Annotated in this window: 28 protein-coding genes; all 28 read right to left on the bottom strand. The window is 42.1% G+C overall.

Annotation, left to right across the window (positions count from 1 at the left end; translation table 11 throughout):
• Positions 1–9 precede the first annotated feature (9 nt).
• Complete coding sequence (locus tag CSV67_RS05230; protein ID WP_099630551.1) at positions 10–312, bottom strand: urease subunit gamma; 303 nt, start codon at positions 310–312, stop codon at positions 10–12.
• 802 nt (positions 313–1,114) lie between these two features.
• Complete coding sequence (gene rpsI / locus CSV67_RS05225; RefSeq protein ID WP_029053248.1) at positions 1,115–1,507, bottom strand: 30S ribosomal protein S9; 393 nt, start codon at positions 1,505–1,507, stop codon at positions 1,115–1,117.
• Positions 1,508–1,526: 19 nt separating this feature from the next.
• Positions 1,527–1,964: a 50S ribosomal protein L13 gene (gene rplM, locus CSV67_RS05220; RefSeq protein WP_099630550.1), complete on the bottom strand. Its 438-nt coding sequence runs from the start codon at positions 1,962–1,964 to the stop codon at positions 1,527–1,529.
• A 174-nt stretch (positions 1,965–2,138) separates the two neighbouring features.
• Positions 2,139–2,876 (bottom strand): tRNA pseudouridine(38-40) synthase TruA, encoded by a 738-nt coding sequence (truA, locus tag CSV67_RS05215; RefSeq protein ID WP_099630598.1) that lies wholly within the window; start codon positions 2,874–2,876, stop codon positions 2,139–2,141.
• Between the two features lie 5 nt (positions 2,877–2,881).
• Positions 2,882–3,679: an energy-coupling factor transporter transmembrane component T family protein gene (locus CSV67_RS05210; protein ID WP_099630549.1), complete on the bottom strand. Its 798-nt coding sequence runs from the start codon at positions 3,677–3,679 to the stop codon at positions 2,882–2,884.
• A complete protein-coding gene (locus CSV67_RS05205) occupies positions 3,673–4,548 on the bottom strand; it encodes an energy-coupling factor ABC transporter ATP-binding protein (RefSeq protein WP_099630548.1) in 876 nt (291 codons plus the stop codon). The genes CSV67_RS05210 and CSV67_RS05205 overlap by 7 nt, the downstream gene beginning before the upstream one ends.
• Positions 4,524–5,381, bottom strand: coding sequence for an energy-coupling factor ABC transporter ATP-binding protein (locus tag CSV67_RS05200; protein WP_099630547.1), 858 nt, complete (start codon positions 5,379–5,381; stop codon positions 4,524–4,526). Before CSV67_RS05200 ends, CSV67_RS05205 begins: the two co-directional genes overlap by 25 nt.
• A gap of 275 nt (positions 5,382–5,656) precedes the next feature.
• Entirely contained in the window at positions 5,657–6,037 is a 381-nt protein-coding gene (rplQ, locus tag CSV67_RS05195; RefSeq protein ID WP_099630546.1) for a 50S ribosomal protein L17, read from the bottom strand.
• Between the two features lie 30 nt (positions 6,038–6,067).
• Positions 6,068–7,012: a DNA-directed RNA polymerase subunit alpha gene (locus tag CSV67_RS05190; protein ID WP_029053255.1), complete on the bottom strand. Its 945-nt coding sequence runs from the start codon at positions 7,010–7,012 to the stop codon at positions 6,068–6,070.
• 123 nt (positions 7,013–7,135) lie between these two features.
• A complete protein-coding gene (gene rpsK, locus CSV67_RS05185) occupies positions 7,136–7,525 on the bottom strand; it encodes a 30S ribosomal protein S11 (RefSeq protein ID WP_009499031.1) in 390 nt (129 codons plus the stop codon).
• A gap of 25 nt (positions 7,526–7,550) precedes the next feature.
• Positions 7,551–7,916 (bottom strand): 30S ribosomal protein S13, encoded by a 366-nt coding sequence (gene rpsM / locus CSV67_RS05180; RefSeq protein WP_085132003.1) that lies wholly within the window; start codon positions 7,914–7,916, stop codon positions 7,551–7,553.
• A gap of 24 nt (positions 7,917–7,940) precedes the next feature.
• On the bottom strand, positions 7,941–8,054 hold the full coding sequence (gene rpmJ / locus CSV67_RS05175; RefSeq protein ID WP_076758849.1) for a 50S ribosomal protein L36: 114 nt from the start codon (positions 8,052–8,054) through the stop codon (positions 7,941–7,943).
• A 39-nt stretch (positions 8,055–8,093) separates the two neighbouring features.
• Positions 8,094–8,312 (bottom strand): translation initiation factor IF-1, encoded by a 219-nt coding sequence (gene infA, locus CSV67_RS05170; RefSeq protein WP_029053257.1) that lies wholly within the window; start codon positions 8,310–8,312, stop codon positions 8,094–8,096.
• Positions 8,313–8,657: 345 nt separating this feature from the next.
• The gene (locus CSV67_RS05165) at positions 8,658–9,311 is read right to left on the bottom strand and encodes an adenylate kinase (protein ID WP_099630545.1); all 654 of its coding nucleotides are present in this window, start codon (positions 9,309–9,311) and stop codon (positions 8,658–8,660) included.
• Positions 9,312–9,357: 46 nt separating this feature from the next.
• Complete coding sequence (secY, locus tag CSV67_RS05160) at positions 9,358–10,650, bottom strand: preprotein translocase subunit SecY (RefSeq protein WP_099630544.1); 1,293 nt, start codon at positions 10,648–10,650, stop codon at positions 9,358–9,360.
• On the bottom strand, positions 10,650–11,090 hold the full coding sequence (gene rplO / locus CSV67_RS05155) for a 50S ribosomal protein L15 (protein ID WP_029053260.1): 441 nt from the start codon (positions 11,088–11,090) through the stop codon (positions 10,650–10,652). The genes secY and rplO overlap by 1 nt, the downstream gene beginning before the upstream one ends.
• A 32-nt stretch (positions 11,091–11,122) precedes the next feature.
• On the bottom strand, positions 11,123–11,305 hold the full coding sequence (gene rpmD / locus CSV67_RS05150; RefSeq protein ID WP_099630543.1) for a 50S ribosomal protein L30: 183 nt from the start codon (positions 11,303–11,305) through the stop codon (positions 11,123–11,125).
• A 13-nt stretch (positions 11,306–11,318) separates the two neighbouring features.
• Positions 11,319–11,819, bottom strand: coding sequence for a 30S ribosomal protein S5 (gene rpsE / locus CSV67_RS05145; protein ID WP_083034251.1), 501 nt, complete (start codon positions 11,817–11,819; stop codon positions 11,319–11,321).
• A gap of 22 nt (positions 11,820–11,841) precedes the next feature.
• Positions 11,842–12,204: a 50S ribosomal protein L18 gene (rplR, locus tag CSV67_RS05140; protein WP_029053263.1), complete on the bottom strand. Its 363-nt coding sequence runs from the start codon at positions 12,202–12,204 to the stop codon at positions 11,842–11,844.
• A 33-nt stretch (positions 12,205–12,237) separates the two neighbouring features.
• Positions 12,238–12,777, bottom strand: coding sequence for a 50S ribosomal protein L6 (gene rplF / locus CSV67_RS05135; protein WP_099630542.1), 540 nt, complete (start codon positions 12,775–12,777; stop codon positions 12,238–12,240).
• Positions 12,778–12,807: 30 nt separating this feature from the next.
• Positions 12,808–13,206, bottom strand: coding sequence for a 30S ribosomal protein S8 (rpsH, locus tag CSV67_RS05130; protein ID WP_029053265.1), 399 nt, complete (start codon positions 13,204–13,206; stop codon positions 12,808–12,810).
• Between the two features lie 30 nt (positions 13,207–13,236).
• Positions 13,237–13,422 (bottom strand): type Z 30S ribosomal protein S14, encoded by a 186-nt coding sequence (locus CSV67_RS05125; RefSeq protein ID WP_008298870.1) that lies wholly within the window; start codon positions 13,420–13,422, stop codon positions 13,237–13,239.
• A gap of 20 nt (positions 13,423–13,442) precedes the next feature.
• Positions 13,443–13,982 (bottom strand): 50S ribosomal protein L5, encoded by a 540-nt coding sequence (rplE, locus tag CSV67_RS05120; protein WP_085132008.1) that lies wholly within the window; start codon positions 13,980–13,982, stop codon positions 13,443–13,445.
• Positions 13,983–14,008: 26 nt separating this feature from the next.
• On the bottom strand, positions 14,009–14,320 hold the full coding sequence (gene rplX, locus CSV67_RS05115) for a 50S ribosomal protein L24 (RefSeq protein ID WP_029053267.1): 312 nt from the start codon (positions 14,318–14,320) through the stop codon (positions 14,009–14,011).
• A 35-nt stretch (positions 14,321–14,355) separates the two neighbouring features.
• The gene (gene rplN, locus CSV67_RS05110) at positions 14,356–14,724 is read right to left on the bottom strand and encodes a 50S ribosomal protein L14 (protein WP_081243203.1); all 369 of its coding nucleotides are present in this window, start codon (positions 14,722–14,724) and stop codon (positions 14,356–14,358) included.
• A 38-nt stretch (positions 14,725–14,762) separates the two neighbouring features.
• Positions 14,763–15,026: a 30S ribosomal protein S17 gene (gene rpsQ, locus CSV67_RS05105; RefSeq protein WP_099630541.1), complete on the bottom strand. Its 264-nt coding sequence runs from the start codon at positions 15,024–15,026 to the stop codon at positions 14,763–14,765.
• 17 nt (positions 15,027–15,043) lie between these two features.
• Entirely contained in the window at positions 15,044–15,244 is a 201-nt protein-coding gene (rpmC, locus tag CSV67_RS05100; protein WP_025783856.1) for a 50S ribosomal protein L29, read from the bottom strand.
• Positions 15,234–15,668, bottom strand: coding sequence for a 50S ribosomal protein L16 (rplP, locus tag CSV67_RS05095; protein ID WP_029053270.1), 435 nt, complete (start codon positions 15,666–15,668; stop codon positions 15,234–15,236). The genes rpmC and rplP overlap by 11 nt, the downstream gene beginning before the upstream one ends.

The following is a 15,668-nucleotide window of genomic DNA, read 5'->3' as shown; positions in this document are numbered from 1 at the left end:
ATAAACAATTTATCTTATTGGATTATGCACTGTGACCAACTTCGTTCCATCCGGGAATGTCGCCTCTACTTGAATATCATCGATCATTTCTGGAATGCCATCCATTACATCTTCACGAGATAAAATCGTTGCACCATAAGACATGAGTTCTGCCACAGTTTTACCGTCTCTGGCACCTTCCATCACCTCATACGTAATGAGTGCCATGGCTTCTGGGTAGTTCAATTTAAGTCCTCGTTCTCTTCGTCTTCTAGCAACATCTGCAGCAACAACAATCATTAGTTTATCCATTTCACGCGGTAGTAATCGCATTGTTCAACCTCCTAAAATAATAGTATGTATTATATTCCATTAGTGCGCTTCTCTCATAATCCACTTTATTAGAAGGCTTTAAATATTCCGAGTATTTAACGAGCTGTTAGTAGCTCACATGAATTTTCGGGGTAAACTTAAGCCATCTCTTTTAAATAAGGCCCTTTTCGAAGCAACAAGGCAAAGAAAAAGTCGGTATACCGACAGTATCCCCTTAAGTTAGTTAGCATAAACGTTGCCACGCCTAAAGTTTTTGCTAGTAAATGACTAATGGGCAGTCATGGATGCAAGTTCGAACTATACGTGTAATGTAACAAAGTGTGTTATATAATGGTTTGATCGCAAGTTGATCCGATTGTGATTCATACATCCGGGGAGGATCGGTGAATCTCTTAGGTATTCGAAACAACTGGAATGGGGGGATTGTGTCCATTTACCTCATTTAAAAACAGTGGAAACGGCTGGGAGTTACTGCTACTAATTTATTGTACAGCTTTGTGGCGAAGAATCAAGTGTTCACGCTTACACAATGAGCTGGTAAGATATCTCCTCACAGAAGTACTGCTAAAGCTATTTTATTGCAGATAAAATGCTTGGATCACCTCTCATCATACAATCATCTGGTATACAAAACTTCGCAAATTATGTGTGATGCAAACATTTGTAAGTTAGCAAACGATACTCCTAGTGTCAGCGCTATTTACTGACTAGCCAGTAGTAACTGTTCATCCCCAAAATATAGCTAATGCTACACGCAAAAAAGCCCTTCTCATTAAATAATGAGAAAGACTTTTGAAAAAAATTATCGTTTTGAGAATTGTGGTGCACGACGCGCGCCGCGAAGACCGTATTTTTTACGCTCTTTCATACGTGGATCACGTGTTAGGAATCCTGCTGATTTAAGTGCTGCACGGAAATCAGGATCTACAGTAAGCAATGCACGAGCAACGCCGTGACGGATTGCGCCTGCTTGACCTGTGTAACCTCCACCGTGAACGTTAACGTGGATATCGTAGCTTCCAAGTGTTTCCGTTGTTACTAGTGGTTGTTTAATGATTTCACGAAGTGTTTCGAATGGTACGTAGTCCTCTACATCACGATTATTGACGACAATTTTACCTTCGCCAGGAATTAGACGTACACGAGCTACTGAACTTTTACGACGGCCAGTGCCGATATATTGTACTTGTGCCAAGTGGGTTTCCTCCTCTTAATTAACCGCGAAGCTCGAAAGCTTCTGGTTTTTGTGCGCTATGCTGATGCTCTGGACCAGCGTATACGTGTAATTTCTTGATTGTTTGACGACCTAGAGGACCGTTTGGAAGCATTCCTTTAATCGCTAGTTCAAGCATTTTTACAGGGTAGTTAGTACGCATCTCAAGTGCAGTACGTGACTTAAGACTACCTGTATAACCAGAGTGACGGTGGTATAATTTATCTTTCAATTTATTACCTGTCAAATGGATTTTTTCAGCGTTGATGATGATGACGTGATCGCCTGTATCAACATGTGGTGTAAACGTTGGTTTGTGTTTACCGCGTAAAAGAGTTGCAACTTCTGAAGCAAGACGACCAAGCGTTTGTCCTTCAGCGTCGACAACTAGCCATTTACGTTCGACTTCGTGACCTTTAGCCATGAATGTTGTGCGCATATTGTATTTCCTCCTAAAATATCGAATCTGTTCCCTTGTTTTCTCTATCCCTAAACACAAATAAACTTCCGGGGCTTGTTTGTGGGGTTATTGAAATACCATTTATCATGTTATACTTTATTGTCAATAAAGTCAAGCATTTTTATGAAAACGCCAGGATTAGTTGCCATGAGCTCAATAGGTCACTTCCATTAAGTACAAACCGTGTGCTGCTGCTGTCTTCCCTGCCCTTTGACGATCTTTCGCCTCAAGAATCTTCTGGACATCTTCCGGCTCGTCCCAACCAATACCAACAGCCAGCAAAGCACCGGCAATCGTACGAACCATATTGTATAGAAATCCATCACCTTCCACTTCAAGAATCAGTTCCTCCTGATGTCGCTCAAGTGTTAGTTTTCGGATTGTGCGGACTTTATTCAAGGTAGCGGTCTTCGCTGAACAGAAACTTGTGAAATCATGTGTACCGATTAAATAGGCAGCACCTGCATTCATTCGTTCCACGTCCGGATTCCATCTACCTAAATGGACTGCAAAATTACGCTCAAATGGACTTTGCAATTCTCCATATGACCATTTATATCGATACGTTTTACCTTTTGCACTGTAACGCGCATGAAATTCTTTAGACACCTGTTCAATCGCAGTTATGCGTACGTCCTTAGGTAGTAGCACATTCAATGCCATCAGCCAGCGATCACCTAAATCCAGAGGTGTATCAAAATGGATCACCTGACCTAGCGCATGAACGCCAGCATCAGTTCGTCCGCTTGCTACCGCGTGTGATGTCGAATCTTTATGCAATTTTACAAGCGCCTTATCAATCTCTGCTTGAACTGTCCGCATGCCTGGCTGGGATTGATAGCCAGCAAAATCCGTGCCATCATACGAAACAGTCGCTTTCATTCGTTTCAATCTATTCACTTCCTCACCCATAGCAATACACCTACCAATAGCACAAAAGCGATCAAGACAACAGTATCCCTCATTTGCCAAGACAGCTGTCGGAATCTTGTGCGACCTTCTCCGCCACGGTAGCCACGCACTTCCATTGCAATCGCCAAATCTTCCGCGCGCTTAAATGCACTAACAAATAGCGGGACAAGCAAAGGAATGACTGCCTGTATCCGTTCTTTGATGGAACCGGTACTTAAATCAGAACCTCTTGCTAGTTGTGCCTTTAATATTTTATCTGTTTCGTCCATTAAAGTTGGAATGAAACGTAGAGAAATGGACATCATGAGTGCTAATTCGTGTACGGGTAATTTCAGCTTTTTAAAAGGATTAAGTAGCGTTTCGAACCCATCCGTAATCGAGATCGGTGAAGTGGTTAGCGTCAATACTGTCGTAATCAACACAAGCACCAAAAATCGGATGGATATGAATATACCCATTCGCAATCCTTCTTCATAAACTTTAATAAACTTCCATTCAAATAGAAGGGGGCCCTCACGTGTAAAGAAAATATGTAATAGAAGTGTAAAAATAATCAAAAAGATGACCGGTTTTAATCCATTGATCAAAAAATAAGGTCTGATTCTGGCAAGCGCAATGACAAACGCTGTGAAACCAAGCAAAATGACATAAGATACTACGTTGTTGGCCAAGAACACCGCTATTACAAACAGAAAGACAAAAAGTAATTTGGAACGCGGATCCATACGGTGCACAATAGAAGTACCTGGAATAAAACGACCGATAATCATTTTTTCTAACATGGCCGCTCCTCTTTCCTTGCAATAGCTTTTGCTAATTCTTGTGCCAATACGTCTTCCGTAAGTGCAATATGATCAAAACGTCGTCCACTCATCTTTTCTATCTCACGCTGAAAACGCACGGAACGTGGGACGCTGAGTCGATATGAATGAAGTTCCTCTTCTTGACTATATATTTCTTCAGGCGTACCTTCCATTACGGCTGTTCCCTCATGCATCACCAGAATCCGATCACTGTAGCGTGCAGCGTCTTCCATACTATGGGTGACAAGGATAGTCGTTAGATTCTCTGTCTTATGCAAATGATGGAACAACTCCATGATCTCTTTACGTCCTTTAGGATCCAACCCCGCTGTTGGCTCGTCAAGTACCAAGACAGATGGTTTGAATGCGAGGATACCTGCAATCGCAACACGCCGCATTTGCCCTCCTGATAGCTCAAAAGGTGACTTCTGCAACACGTCTTCAGGAAGACCTAAAAGCTTCACTAGTTCATGTGCACGAGCCCTCGCTACCTCTTTCGGCACTCCAAAATTAATAGGGCCGAACATAATATCTTTTTCAACTGTTTCCTCAAATAACTGATGTTCAGGAAACTGAAACACAATTCCTACGTGCTGTCGAACTTCCTTCATCTGCTTACCTTTAGTGTGGGCAGTAATTACCGTGTCACCTATTTTGACAATACCCTCAGACGGCTTTAGCAATCCATTCAAATGAAGTAATAAGGTCGATTTCCCTGACCCTGTATGCCCAATGATGGAAGTATAAGAACCTGAAGGAATCGTAGCTGTCACGTCCTGCAGAGCACGTTTCTCAAACGGTGAATCTTTAGCGTATAAGTAGCCTACTTGCTGAAGTGATATGTCCACAATTCATTCACCAACTCTTCTTCTGTCATATGATTGCCAACCAACTCTACGCCAGCTATTCTCAATAACTCAGAAACACGTAAAGCAAACGGCAGATCGAGCCCAACCTTTTCAAGTTCAGTACCTTGTTGAAAGATTTCTTGCGGTGAACCTACCATCAATACTTGTCCTTCATTCATTACCAATATACGATCTGCCAATAATACCTCTTCCAAGTCATGCGTAATAGATAACACAGTCAATCCGATTTCAGAGCGTAACCCCTTAACGATCTCGATTACTTCTTCACGTCCCCGGGGATCCAACATGGAAGTAGCTTCATCTAGTATAAGAAGTTCGGGATGCAAAGCTAATGCACCTGCAATCGCCACACGCTGCTTCTGCCCCCCTGAAAGATGATGTGGTTCATGGTTGATGTAATCTTTCATCTTCACCTGCTCCAGAGCCTCATGGACACGTTTTACCATCATGTCGTGTGGTACGCCATTGTTTTCGAGTGCAAATGCCACATCATCCTGCACGGTAGAACCGACAAACTGATTATCAGGGTTCTGAAAGACTATCCCCATACGCGAACGTGTTTCCCAAAGATTCTCTTCAGATAGTCGTTCCGAAAAGAGATGTACTTCACCTGACGAAGGAAACATCAAGCCTATTAATAGCTTGGCTAGCGTCGACTTACCAGAACCGTTATGTCCTACAACTGCCAGCCATTCTCCTTCATACAAAGTGAAAGATACATCATGTAATGCTTTAGTTGACATACGCAAAGATTCCTCTTCTTCCATGTCGTAAGAAAAGTCAACATGGTGCATCGACGCTAATTCCTTCATCTGGACTCCCCCTTTTAGGTGTTGTTATGAATCAATATAGTTTTTATGTATTGAATTATTCTTATGTATAAAAAAAAGCGCGTACCTCATCTAAGGAATGCGCCTTTGAAAACGAAAATGCCGGGTGCTCATGCCGACATCTCAGATGAGGTACGTAGAGCTAGACCAGTCGATTACTCGCGGATCATAACACTCAGCTTTTATGTCGTATAAATCTCGTACTTGTAATAAAAGGGTGTGCTGTGCGTGACAGACACACCCTCGAAGTGTTGGAATTACACCAGTTCGATAATAACTACTGGTGCGCCATCGCCACGGCGAGGTCCCATTTTCATTATACGTGTATAACCGCCTTGGCGATCTGCATAACGTGGTGCTACTGTATCAAAAAGCTTTTGAAGTGCAAACACTGTTGCTTCTTCGCCTTCTGCGTTTTCAACAGCTACCTTTTCACGACGAATATATTCAGCCGCTTGACGACGCGCGTGAAGATCTCCACGTTTTCCAAGAGTGATCATCTTTTCAACTACTTTACGTAATTCTTTCGCACGTGTTTCAGTTGTTTGGATGCGCTCATGAATAATAAGATCTGTCGTTAAGTCGCGAAGCATTGCTTTACGTTGTGAACTTGTGCGTCCAAGTTTTCTGTATCCCATTTGAAGTTACCCTCCTTCAATATATGTCAGTTATTCTTCAGAGCGTAACTCAAGGTTTAGCTCATCCAATTTAGCCTTCACTTCTTCAAGTGATTTACGGCCTAAGTTACGCACTTTCATCATTTCGTCTTCGGACTTGTTAGCAAGTTCTAAAACTGTATTGATGCCTGCACGCTTCAAGCAGTTATAAGATCGGACAGAAAGATCAAGTTCTTCAATCGTCATTTCCAGAACCTTTTCTTTTTGGTCTTCTTCTTTTTCTACCATGATTTCTGCAGTTTGTGCTTCGTCAGTCATACCAACGAATATATTTAAATGCTCTGTTAGAATTTTAGCTCCAAGTGATACCGCCTCTTTAGGACCTATGCTTCCATCTGTCCATACGTCGAGTGTCAACTTATCAAAGTTGGTACTTTGTCCGACGCGAGTGTTTTCAACTTGGAAGTTAACGCGTGATACAGGAGTGTAAATCGAGTCAATTGGAATCACACCAATCGCTAGATCCTCACGTTTGTTTTGATCGGAAGGAACATATCCGCGTCCACGTACAGCATACATACGCATACGTAAATGTCCATTTTTACCGAGAGTAGCAATCGGGAGATCTGGATTTAATACTTCGACATCACTATCATGTGTGATGTCTGCAGCCGTCACGACGCCTTCACCTTTCACATCGATCTCAATAACTTTCTCATCATCTGAGTAAATCTTGAGTGCTAGTTTCTTCACATTCAAAATAACTGTAGATACGTCTTCGACGACACCTTCAATTGTAGCGAATTCATGAAGTACACCATCGATTTGAATAGATGTCACAGCAGCTCCTGGTAATGAAGACAAGAGAATGCGGCGCAAGGAATTCCCTAGGGTATTTCCATATCCACGCTCTAAAGGTTCGATAATAAACTTACCGAACTGTGAATCTTCACCGATCGTTACTGTTTCAATCTTTGGTTTCTCAATCTCGATCATTTATTTACCCTCCTAAAAACGTCTCTATATTGGTTTAACCTTATTGAATTCACTGATAATAGATAGTCTATTTCAACAGTATTAACAAAAAATGTCTTTCTTAATCCAATAGATTCAAACCGATTATACGCGACGACGTTTTGGCGGGCGACAACCATTGTGCGGAACCGGAGTTACGTCTCTGATTGCAGTAACTTCAAGTCCTGCAGCCTGTAGTGAACGGATAGCCGCTTCACGACCAGCACCTGGCCCTTTAACTGTTACTTCCAATGATTTCAAACCATGTTCCATTGCTGTTTTTGCTGCAGTTTCAGCAGCCATTTGTGCAGCAAACGGAGTAGATTTACGGGAACCTCTAAAGCCAAGTGCACCAGCGCTAGACCATGAAAGTGCATTACCGTGGCTATCCGTGATAGTTACGATAGTGTTATTGAACGTTGAACGGATATGTGCAATACCAGTCTCAATATTCTTTTTTACACGACGTTTACGAGTTTGTTGTTTACGTGCCATGTTGGAAAGAACCCTCCTTTACCTATTATTTTTTCTTGTTAGCCATTGTGCGTTTAGGACCCTTACGCGTACGTGCATTGTTTTTCGTGTTTTGTCCACGAACAGGCAATCCACGACGGTGACGGATTCCACGGTTACTACCGATTTCCATCAAACGCTTGATATTTAGAGAAGTTTCACGACGAAGATCTCCTTCTACTTTCAAGCCGTCAATTTGTTCACGAATCTTATCCAGCTCAGCGTCAGTTAAATCACGAACGCGAGTCTCTTGTGAAACGTCAGCTGCAGTTAAAATTGATTGTGCAGTTGTTTTACCAATACCGAATATATATGTCAATGAAATGACAACGCGCTTATCGCGCGGAACGTCTACACCAGCAATACGTGCCATATAAGTTGTGCACCTCCTTGTGTTTTAGCCTTGTCTTTGTTTGTGCTTTGGATTTTCACAGATTACCATTACTCGGCCGCGTCTACGAATAACTTTACATTTTTCGCAGATCGGTTTTACAGATGGTCTTACTTTCATCCTACCCAACCTCCTTCAATATTTCGGGAGTGCAAAAGTTTATTTGAAACGGTATGTGATACGACCACGTGTTAAATCGTAAGGTGAAAGTTCCAATGTCACCTTGTCGCCTGGCAGAATACGAATAAAGTGCATACGAATTTTACCTGACACGTGTGCAAGCACAGTATGTCCGTTTTCTAACTCCACTTTAAACATCGCATTCGGCAACGTTTCAAGAACAGTTCCTTCTACCTCAATTACGTCGTCCTTCGCCATCAATCCTGTCTCCCTTCTATATCCAATAAAGGCTTTCACCATCGAGCGGCATCAGTTGCCTTCAAAAGGCTTCCTTCAACATATGTCCAGTTAGCATGAGTGATGTTCGAAAGACGTCTGCCACATTTCGCTGTTTCGCATAAATTGCGAATGAGATCCTTTATTGCCCTCGTTGCAGTGCCAATTATATATTATACTGCCATTGACAATAGAATGCATGTCGGAACTACCAAGGAATTAATGATAAACTCTCATTTATCTTATAACAGGAACTTAAAGCTTTTGCAGATCGTTTTCATCCATTACTTTCCGAACCATGATGAAAATGTGCCCGAAAAGGATTGATTACTTATTACGTTGTTGCAAAATTGCATCCAAGTCCTTGAATACAAGATTAATGTCCTGTTGGCCATTAATTTTAGTCAGTACACCTTTTTCGCCATAAAAGTCGAGTAAAGGAGCTGTCTGATTCATATTTACTTCCAGACGATTCATGACAGTATCCGGATTGTCATCTGCACGCTGGTAAAGTTCGCCGCCATCTTTATCACACACATCTTCTACCTTTGGTGGGTTGAAGATCAAGTGATACGATGTGCCACACACTTTACAAATCCGACGACCAGATAATCTTGCGACTAATTCTTCCGTATCGACTTCGATATCCAATACGTACTCAATGCTTTTTCCTAGGTCCTTAAGTAAAGCATCTAGTGCTTCAGCTTGAGGTACTGTTCTAGGGAAACCATCTAGCAAGAATCCATTGTCACAATCCGTTTTGCTTAACCGCTCACGCACGATACCAATGGTAACTTCATCAGGAACTAATGCGCCTTGATCCATGAACGATTTTGCTTTAACTCCAAGTTCCGTGCCATCTTTGATGGCAGCACGGAACATATCGCCTGTAGAAATATGAGGGATTCCGTACTTCTCGACAATTTTGTCTGCTTGTGTACCTTTACCAGCACCAGGCAGACCCATTAATACGATATTCATACGTCCTTGCCCTCCATTTGTTTACAATAGGTCAGGCTATTGCTCTTTATTTCATAAAGCCTCTGTAATGTCTCTTCACTAATTGTGATTCTAATTGCTTCATTGATTCGAGGGCGACCCCTACTACGATGAGCAAGCTCGTTCCACCGATTTGAGCGGATTGAGGTAAATTCGCCAAGTTAATGAAGAAGATTGGCATAACCGCTACGACGGCCAAGAAAATTGAGCCGACGAACGTCAGTCTATACAGAGTACTTGTTAAGTACTTTTGAGTGTTTGCTCCTGGGCGTATTCCCGGAATATATGCACCTTGCTTTTTCAGATTGTCTGCCATATTTTCTGGATTCACTTGAATGAATGCGTAGAAATATGTAAACGCAATAATAAGTGTTACATACAAAATCATACCGATCGGATTCGTATAATCGAAGATCCGAATAATAGTTTTAGTTACACTGTTTTCACCGAAAAACGGAGCAATTTGTTGTGGCGTAATGAAGAATGCCACCGCAAAGATTACCGGGATAACTCCTGCAGCATTCAATTTCAAAGGTAAGTGTGTTTGTTGACTTGCAACAGACTGATTACGTCCTGAGACACGCTTCGCATATTGAATCGGAATTTTCCGCAATGCTTCTTGGAAGTAAATAACCCCGACTACAATAGCTACGATCACGATCAATAATAAGACCATCGTTGCAATTCGAATAAATAGTGCATCTCCAGCGTCTTGAATTTGCGTTACATACAACTGGTTAACAGCATTTGGAATGCCGGCAACAATCCCTGCAAAGATAATGATGGAAATACCATTCCCAACACCTTTTGCAGTAATTTGTTCACCAAGCCATAGTAGGAAAGCTGTACCGGCAGTCAATACAATTGCAATTGTGATATAAGTGGATATGCTGTTGTCTTGAATCAGTGTACCGCCAAATGTTTGGTTAAAACCAAATGACATGGCAAGTGCTTGAATAAAGGCAAGAACAATCGTGAAATATCTTGTGAATTGTGCAAGTTTTCGTCTTCCGACGTCCCCTTGTTTTGACCACTCAGTAAACTTCGGAACAACATCCATCTGCAAGAGTTGTACAATGATGGACGCCGTGATATACGGCATAATCCCCATTGCAAAGATCGAGAAGTTGGATAATGCTCCTCCACCGAATGTGTTCAAGAATCCGATAAACTGGTTATCTGATTGTTGTAAAGCAGTTGCATCAACGTTTGGAACCGGAACAAATGTCCCTAGTCTAAAAACGATGAGCACTAGGAGGGTGAAAATTATTTTAGACCGGATCTCCTTCACACGCATGAAATTAGAGATTGTCTGAAACATTATACCACCTCTGTTTGCCCGCCTGCTTTTTCAATTGCTTCTTTTGCAGAAGCGGAGAATTTGTTAGCACGTACTGTAATCTTCTTATCAAGTGTTCCGTTACCCAGAATCTTGATACCAGATTTAGCGTTGCTTACAACACCAGTTTCAATTAGCAATTCCGGCGTTACTTCCGTGCCTTCTTCGAAACGATTTAATGTATCGAGGTTAACGATGGCATAATCTTTACGATTGATGTTCGTGAACCCGCGCTTAGGAAGTCGTTGGAAAAGAGGAATTTGTCCACCTTCGAAACCAAGACGTACACCGCCGCCTGAACGAGCGTTTTGACCGTCATGACCTCTACCAGAAGTCTTACCTGTTCCAGATCCAATCCCACGACCAACACGTTTGCGGTTTTTACGAGATCCTTCAGCTGGTTTTAGCTCATGTAATTTCATCTTATCGGCACCTCCTTATTGTAAAATAGTACTTAAATTTCTTTAACGGTTACCAAGTGGCTAACTTTTGTAAGCATACCACGGATGGCATCGTTGTTTTGATGCTCAACTATTTGATTTAACTTTCGAAGGCCTAGTGCTTCAATTGTTTTACGCTGTGTTGGCTTTGAACCAATAACACTTTTCGTAAGGGTGACTTCAAGTTTGTTCGTCATTGTATTTCCCCCCTTAACCTAACAGTTCTTCTACGGATTTACCACGCAATTTGGCAATGTCTTCTGCGCGTTTCAAATTCTGCAACCCTTCGATTGTTGCACGTACCATGTTGATCGGTGTGCTTGAACCAAGAGATTTAGAAAGAATATCCGTGATGCCTGCAAGTTCAAGTACCGCACGGACAGGTCCACCTGCGATAACACCAGTACCCGGAGCAGCTGGTTTGATGAGGATTTGTCCTGCACCAAAGCGTCCGATTACTTCATGTGGAGTTGTACCTTTGACCATTGGCACTACAATCAAGTTTTTCTTCGCATCTTCAATTGCTTTACGGATTGCATCTGGAACTTCTTGTGCTTTACCAGTACCAAAACCGACACGACCGTTTTTATCACCAACTACGACAAGTGCAGTGAAGCGGAAACGACGTCCACCTTTTACAACTTTCGCAACGCGGTTGATCGTTACTACGCGTTCTTCAAACTCACTTTTGTTCTGATCATTACGACGCATGAAATATGTCCCTCCCTCTTAATTAAAATTCCAGACCATTTTCGCGTGCAGCGTCAGCTAATGCTTTTACACGGCCGTGGAAAAGATATCCGCCGCGGTCAAAAACAACCGCCTTAACGTCTTTTTCAACAGCTTTCTTTGCAATAAGCTCGCCAACTTTAGCTGCAGATTCAGTGTTGCCAGTAGAACCAGCCTCAACATCGTTATCTCTTGTAGAAGCGCTAACGATTGTTACACCATTCAAGTCATCAATCAATTGTGCATAGATGTGCTTGTTTGAACGGTAAACGTTTAGACGTGGACGCTCTGCAGTTCCGCTGATTTTCGTACGCACACGTGCGTGACGCTTTTTACGGACAGCGTTTTTATCTTGTTTCGTGATCATCGGAGTCACTCCTTCCAAATACCTCAGGCGGTATTATTTACCTGTTTTACCTTCTTTACGACGAACAATTTCGCCTTCATAACGGATACCTTTACCTTTATACGGCTCTGGTGGACGTACTTGACGGATGTTAGAAGCAAGAGCACCTACGTGTTCTTTGTTGTATCCGCGAACAATTATTTTCGTGTTCGCTGGAACTTCAACTTCTACACCTTCTTCTGGCGTGAATTCAACTGGGTGTGAGTAACCTACGTTCAATACAAGTTTTTTCCCTTGCATAGAAGCACGATATCCAACCCCAACCAATTCAAGTGTGCGTTCAAATCCTGTAGATACTCCCACTACCATGTTATTAAGTACAGAGCGTGTAGTACCGTGAATTGAACGGTGGGCTTTTGATTCAGAAGGACGAGTAAATGTAATTACGTTGCCTTCGTGATTGATCGTGATTTCTTTATCTAATTGTCTCGAAAGTTCACCTTTCGGACCTTTAACAGTAGCGAAGTTTTCCTCTGAAATTGTTACAGTAACGTTTTCAGGGACTTCGATCTGACGATTACCAATACGGGACATTCTATTGCACCTCCATTCAATTGTAGCTAATTACCAAACGTAAGCGACGACTTCTCCGCCGACTTGTTTAGCGCGGGCTTCTTTGTCTGTTAATACACCGTTTGATGTAGAAACAAGTGCAACACCTAAGCCGTTAAGTACTTTAGGAACTTCATTTGATTTAGCATATACACGAAGTCCTGGTTTAGAAATACGTTTCAAGCCATTGATAACGCGTTCGTTATCCTGACCGTATTTTAGGAAAATGCGGATGATGCCTTGTTTGTTATCTTCCACGTATTCCACATCACGGACGAAACCTTCTCGTTTTAAGATCTCAGCGATTTCTTTCTTTACGTTTGAAGCAGGTACCTCAAGCTTCTCGTGGCGAACCATGTTCGCATTACGGATGCGTGTAAGCATATCTGCAATCGGATCACTCATTGTCATTTGAATTAACCTCCTTCCCTAATTAGGGGTTTACCAGCTGGCTTTTTTGACGCCAGGAAGTTGTCCCTTGTATGCAAGTTCGCGGAAACAAATACGGCAAAGTTTAAATTTGCGATATACTGAATGTGGACGGCCACAACGTTCGCAGCGTGTATATTCTTGTACTTTATACTTTGGCGTACGTTTCTGTTTAGCGATCATAGATTTCTTAGCCACGTTTTCGCCTCCCTATTATTTTACTTTTGGAATGGCATGCCACACTGTGCAAGCAACTCACGTGCTTCTTCATCAGTGTTAGCTGTCGTCACGATGACGATATCCATCCCTCGTACTTTTGATACTTTATCGAAGTCAATTTCAGGGAAAATAAGTTGCTCTTTCACACCAAGAGTATAGTTACCGCGACCGTCGAACGCTTTTTTAGAAACGCCACGGAAGTCACGTACACGTGGTAATGAGATTGTAACTAATTTATCGAGGAACTCATACATGCGCTCACCGCGAAGCGTTACTTTAGCTCCGATCGGCATTCCTTCACGTAAACGGAATCCTGCGATAGATTTTTTCGCTTTAGTAATGACTGGTTTTTGACCCGAAATAGTTGCAAGATCCTCAACAGCTGCATCAAGTGCTTTTGTATTTTGGACAGCGTCACCAACACCCATGTTGATAACGATTTTGTCTACTTTAGGAACTTGCATAACAGATGTATATTCAAACTTGCTCATTAGAGCAGGTGTGATTTCTTTAGAAAACTTCTCTTTCAAACGACTCATCAGTCGGACCTCCCTTCATGCAATACTTACTTATCCAATGATTCACCGGATTTTTTTGCAATACGTACTTTTTTACCGTCTTCCATTTTGTAACCTACACGAGTCGGCTCGCCTGTTTTAGGATCGATTACCATCACGTTGGAGACGTGTATTGTAGACTCTTGGCTTACAATTCCGCCTTGTGGGTTTTCTTGGTTCGGCTTTGTGTGTTTTTTGACGATATTAATACCTTCAACTAGCACACGGTCTTTTTTCGGATAAGCAGTTAGGATCACACCTGTTTTACCTTTATCTTTCCCAGAGATCACCATTACTTTGTCGCCTTTTTTAACGTGCATTTATCGCACCTCCTTGACTGGCTCTGTCATTAGAATTAAAGAACTTCTGGAGCAAGTGAAATGATTTTCATGAAGTTATTGTCGCGTAGTTCGCGAGCAACTGGTCCGAAAATACGTGTTCCACGTGGCCCTTTATCATCACGGATAATAACGCAAGCATTCTCATCGAATGTAATGTATGAACCGTCTTTACGACGAACTCCACTTTTCGTACGAACGATGACCGCTTTAACAACGTCACCCTTCTTAACAACGCCACCTGGTGTTGCCTTCTTAACCGTAACAACAACTACGTCACCGATGTTAGCTACTTTACGACCTGATCCGCCTAGTACTTTAATCGTAAGTACTTCGCGCGCGCCAGAGTTGTCAGCAACTTTCATTCTACTTTCCTGTTGAATCATCGAGGTTACCTCCTTCCGAAATCTGAGTTAAAAACCTATTAGATGATAATCGCTTTTTCAACGACTTCTAGAAGACGGAAACGCTTAGTTGCTGATAATGGACGTGTTTCCATAATACGAACAACATCGCCGATTTTCGCTTCGTTTAGCTCATCATGAACTTTAAGTTTCTTAGAATACTTTACACGCTTACCGTATAAAGAATGTTTTTTGTGTGTTTCTACCATTACCGTAACGGTTTTATCCATTTTATCGGAAACCACACGGCCTGTGTATACTTTGCGCTGATTACGCTCAGTCATGGCTGCAACCTCCTTCATCAGTTATTTGCACTGATTTCTCTTTGTCGTATTACAGTTTTCATGCGCGCAATCGATTTGCGTACTTCACGGATGCGTGCAGTGTTTTCTAATTGACCTGTCGCTAACTGGAAGCGAAGGTTGAAAAGCTCTTCTTTAAGTGATTTCACTTTTTGCTCGATCTCTGCAGTTGTTAAGTCACGAATTTCATTAGCTTTCATTAGACTCACCACCAATTTCTTGTCGTTTTACAAACTTGCTTGTTACAGGAAGTTTGTGCGATGCAAGTCTAAGTGCCTCACGAGCAACCTCTTCTGAAACACCTGCAATTTCGAACATTACTCTACCAGGTTTCACAACTGCAACCCAGCCTTCTACAGCACCTTTACCGGAACCCATCCGGACTTCAAGAGGCTTTTTAGTATATGGTTTGTGCGGGAAAATATTGATCCATACTTTACCGCCACGTTTCATGTAACGAGTCATAGCAATACGAGCAGATTCAATCTGACGGTTAGTGATCCAACTTGCTTCTAGAGCTTGAAGACCATACTCACCAAACTGAACTGTAGCGCCACCTTTTGTTTCACCACGCATTTTCCCACGGAATACACGACGATGTTTTACACGTTTAGGCATTAACAT

The sequence above is a fragment of the Sporosarcina sp. P2 genome (assembly GCF_002743255.1).
Classification (GTDB): Bacteria; Bacillota; Bacilli; order Bacillales_A; family Planococcaceae; genus Sporosarcina.
The sequence above is the reverse complement of the archived record's forward strand: the minus strand, read 5'-3'. Positions and strand labels throughout refer to the sequence as shown.